Source organism: Actinomycetota bacterium, from assembly GCA_036280995.1.
Lineage (GTDB): Bacteria > Actinomycetota > CALGFH01 > CALGFH01 > CALGFH01 > CALGFH01.
This window is the reverse complement of the sequence record DASUPQ010000834.1, coordinates 1-3631: the sequence shown is the minus strand read 5'-3', so window position 1 is coordinate 3631 and position 3631 is coordinate 1. Positions and strand designations below refer to the sequence as shown.

General features: G+C 71.2%; 4 protein-coding genes. All 4 read left to right on the top strand.

Annotation, left to right across the window (positions count from 1 at the left end; genetic code table 11):
* The coding region (locus VF468_28005) for a MarR family transcriptional regulator (protein ID HEX5882129.1) at positions 1-327 on the top strand (327 nt) is incomplete at its 5' end.
* 36 nt (positions 328-363) lie between these two features.
* A complete protein-coding gene (locus tag VF468_28000) occupies positions 364-1113 on the top strand; it encodes an ISAs1 family transposase (GenBank protein HEX5882128.1) in 750 nt (249 codons plus the stop codon).
* Complete coding sequence (locus VF468_27995) at positions 1076-1705, top strand: ISAs1 family transposase (GenBank protein HEX5882127.1); 630 nt, start codon at positions 1076-1078, stop codon at positions 1703-1705. Before VF468_28000 ends, VF468_27995 begins: the two co-directional genes overlap by 38 nt.
* Positions 1706-1835: 130 nt before the next feature.
* Positions 1836-3128: a transposase gene (locus VF468_27990; GenBank protein ID HEX5882126.1), complete on the top strand. Its 1293-nt coding sequence runs from the start codon at positions 1836-1838 to the stop codon at positions 3126-3128.
* Positions 3129-3631: the final 503 nt, after the last annotated feature.

The following is a 3631-nucleotide window of genomic DNA, read 5'->3' as shown; positions in this document are numbered from 1 at the left end:
CTCAGCCCGACCGCCCTTGCCAGGCGAGCCGGCCTTCACCCCGCCACCATGACCGGCATTCTCGACCGGCTGGAGCGTGGCGGCTGGGTGGCGCGCGACCGCGACCCGTCAGACCGCCGTGCCGTGGTGATCCGGCCCCGACCAGACCGCGTCCCAGAGATCCTGGGCCTCTACTCAGGGATGAACAGCTCGATGGACGAGATCTGCGACGGGTACACCGAGGCCGAGCTCGAGCTGATCGCCGAGTTTCTCGGCCGGACGGCAGACGCCGGCCGATCGGCGACCGACGACCCCAGGGCCTTTTCACCAGATGACGTACTGAGGTAGTGTAAGCAGTCATCTGGGGTGTGGCGTGGAGGGGTGGTGTTTCGGAAGCGGAAGGTGGTGCCGGTGATTGAGGCGCCGGCGGCCGGATCGCTGGCGGAGGCGTTGGCCGGGGTGCCGGACCCCCGGCGGCCGTACGGGTGGCGGCCTGGGCACGAGCCGATGCCGCTGGTCGCGTTGCTCCAACAGACGGTGGTGGCCCTGCTGTGCGGTGCGCGGAGCCAGTCGGCGGTGGCGCAGTGGGGACGAGACCGGCTGGAGGATGATCCCGCGTTGTTGGAGGCGTTGGGGCTGCCGCCCGGCCGGCGTCCCTGCGTGGCGACGCTCCATCGGCTGTACAAGCAGTTGGACGTCGTCGCCTTCGAGGCCGCGCTTGGCGCGTGGCTGGAGCGCACGGGGGATGCGCCAGCCGCGCCGGGCAGGACGCGGGTGCCCGCGGCGGTCGCGATCGATGGGAAGGTGCTGCGCGGCAGCCAGCCGAAGCGGGAGGACGAGCCGGACAGCGTGCCCGGCACCTATCTGGTGGCGGCGTATGCACACGCCTCTGGGGTGGTGCTGGGTCAGGTCCGTGCGGCTGGCAAGGGGCAGGAGCTGGCGGCGGCGAAAACGCTGCTGAAGCAGGTGCCGATCGCCGGGCGGGTGGTCACGGCCGACGCGCTGCTGACGCAGCGCGACATCTCCGAGCAGATCGTCACCGACCGTGGCGACTACCTCTTCCCGATCGACAGCAACCAGCCCGCGCTGCTCGCCGATGCCGAAGCGGCCCTTTCCCCCCTGGATGCAGGTTGACCGTCAGCCTGACGGCTTGCCCACCGGGGTGACGGTCCCCCCGCGCTGGCTCGCGCGTGAGCTGGCCGAGCGCGGGGGGCGGCTCAGTTGGTTCCTCGAGGCCGCGCCGAAGGCCCGCCACGGTCGGCGTGAGGTGCGGCTGGCCTGGGCGTTGGCTGACCCGGAGCAGAACGCCTACGTCGGCAGCTCCGGGACGCATGCGACACCCTGGCCCCACCTGGCTCAGCTCTGCTGCGTCGAGCGCCATCGCCTCCAGGTCCGGCGCGGCCGAATCATCGCCACCGAGGTCGAGGTCCGCTACTTCGTCACCAGTCTGGCTCCCGAGCAGGCCGACGCCAAGGCCCTCTTGGCCCTGACCCGGGGACACTGGGGGATCGAGAATCGCCTCCATCACGTGCGCGACGTCACCTTCGATGAAGACCGCTCCCAGATGCGCTGCGGCGCCGTCGCTCACACCTTCGCTGCCTGCCGCAATCTGGCCATCAGCCTCCTTCGCTCCGCCGGGGCCGCCAACATCGCTGCCGCGCTCCGCACGTATGCCGCGCGACCAGCCGAGGCGGCCCTGCTCGTCATCACCACCGGCCGTCTCTGATGAAATGGCCCTGACCCGGCGCAGGACTCGGTTCCGGAGTGTGTTGGTGAAGAGCACGCGCCGGGGTGACAGAACGGAAGGACTCTGAGACCATAGGGAGGTCACTACTCACCCCGAGGACTCAGAGTCCATGAACATCGTAGAGCGTGGGCGAGCATTTCTGCAGGGGCTGCGTGCGCTGGCGGGTCGGAAGGTCTGGGAGTGGCGGCGGTGTCCGCACTGCGGGGAGACGCAGACCTGCAAGTGGGGGAGCTACACGCGGCGGCCGTGGTTCTTGAGCGGGCGGGCAGCGGTGCGGGTGCAGCGGCATCGGTGCCGTGGGTGTGAGCGGACGTACTCGGAAGGGTCGGCGCTGCTGGTGCGTGGTGGGTGGTACGCGCGCGAAGTGAAGCGGAGCGCGATCGACCACTGGCAGCACCTGGGGACGTCGACGCGTCGGACGGCGGAGGTGCTGCGGTCGTGGCTGGGGCAGCAGGAGCGGTGGCAGGTCTGGCGGCCGCTGGACCCGGCGCCGGCGGACGCGCACGCCTGCCATCTGAGTGCGAGCACGGTCGAGCGGTGGCTGGATCAGGCGGGGGCCACAGCCGCCGCGACCGTCCGTGAGCAGTTGGTCGGCGTCGAGAGCTCCGGCCAGATGGCGACCGATGGGCTGTGGGCGCGGCTGCGTGGGGGAACCAAGCGGGTCGTGCTGGCGCTGGTGGACAATGTGACCGGGGTGGTCTGGCCGCCGGTGGTGGTGGCTGGGGAGGGGACGGCGGCCTGGGCAACGCTGTTCATGCGCGCGGAGCAGGCCGGGCTGGTGCTGAGCGAGCTACGCGGGATCGCCAGCGATGGCGCGACCGGGCTGGAGAGCTATCGGCGGCGGGTGCTGCCGTGGGTCAGTCATCAGCGGTGCGTGTTCCATCTGTGGCGCGGCCTGAGCGGTGCGCTGACGGCCGCGGTGGCCACGGCGGTCGCGGCGACGGAGCTGGCGGGGGCCGCGGCACGGCGCGCGGCCACACAGACGCGGCGGATGCTCATCGACCTGGTCCGCAGCGTGTACGACGCCACGACCGAGGCCGAGGTCCAGGCAGCGTTGGCCCGCCTGGCCGCGCATGAGCTCGGGCAGGCGCTCGCCGACCTGGTGGCCGTGCACCTTGAGGCGGCGCGCTACTACCGCTGCGGCTACAACCAGGGCCTGGGCCGCGCCTCCCCCGAGTGGCTCTGGCGGGACTTCCGCCTCCGCTCCAGCCATGGCCGGAATCACGGCGCCGAGCAGCGCCTCGAGCGGGCGGCCTTGCTCTGGGCGATCCACCACAACTTCGAGCCCGCTCAAGATCGGAGCGAACGCAAGCGGAAGTATCGGCACCCCGGCCAGGCTCCCCTCGCCCTGGCCGGCCTCCCGCCGGGAGACATCAGCTATCTCGACGCCCTCGCGGTCTGACTCGCTCGGGGGTCTGCGGCGGCGCTCAGCGCGCCAGATCCCGACGGACAGGCGTCCCTGTCCCACCTCGTCACCCCCTCAGATCCGCCAACACGGTCCTCTTTCCCGCCAACAGCAGATGGAACCGAGTCCACGGTTGAGCCCGTGTGTTCCTCCGACACCCGGGGCTCACTGTGCGCCCCGGACTTCTCCCGTCCGGGGCGCACAGGCGCCCCCCAGGAGCCCCGTGCTGCGCGCTGGTGGCCCTAGGATCGACGCACGGCCTGGATGGCAAGCCCCCTCGGGCCTCATGCCGTCTTGGGTGTGCCAAGCGCCGTATCGCCAGTGTGATGGACGCGCGTCACCCGGTGTGGTCCGTGTCATGGATCTGGAGTCGGCAGCCTAACGGGTCCGGGGTCTCTTCGGCCGGCTGCTCGACTTCCACCAGGGCAAAGCGGACGAGCGCGATCGTGGCCGCGGGGAGCACCGCCGAGTGACGCGGTGCGGACTCCTCAGGAACGGCG

Bases quoted from the DNA above. Each gene is read 5' to 3' on its own strand.
- VF468_27995 (HEX5882127.1), top strand. From the start codon at position 1,076: ATGCCGAAGCGGCCCTTTCCCCCCTGGATGCAGGTTGACCGTCAGCCT.
- VF468_27990 (HEX5882126.1), top strand. From the start codon at position 1,836: ATGAACATCGTAGAGCGTGGGCGAGCATTTCTGCAGGGGCTGCGTGCG.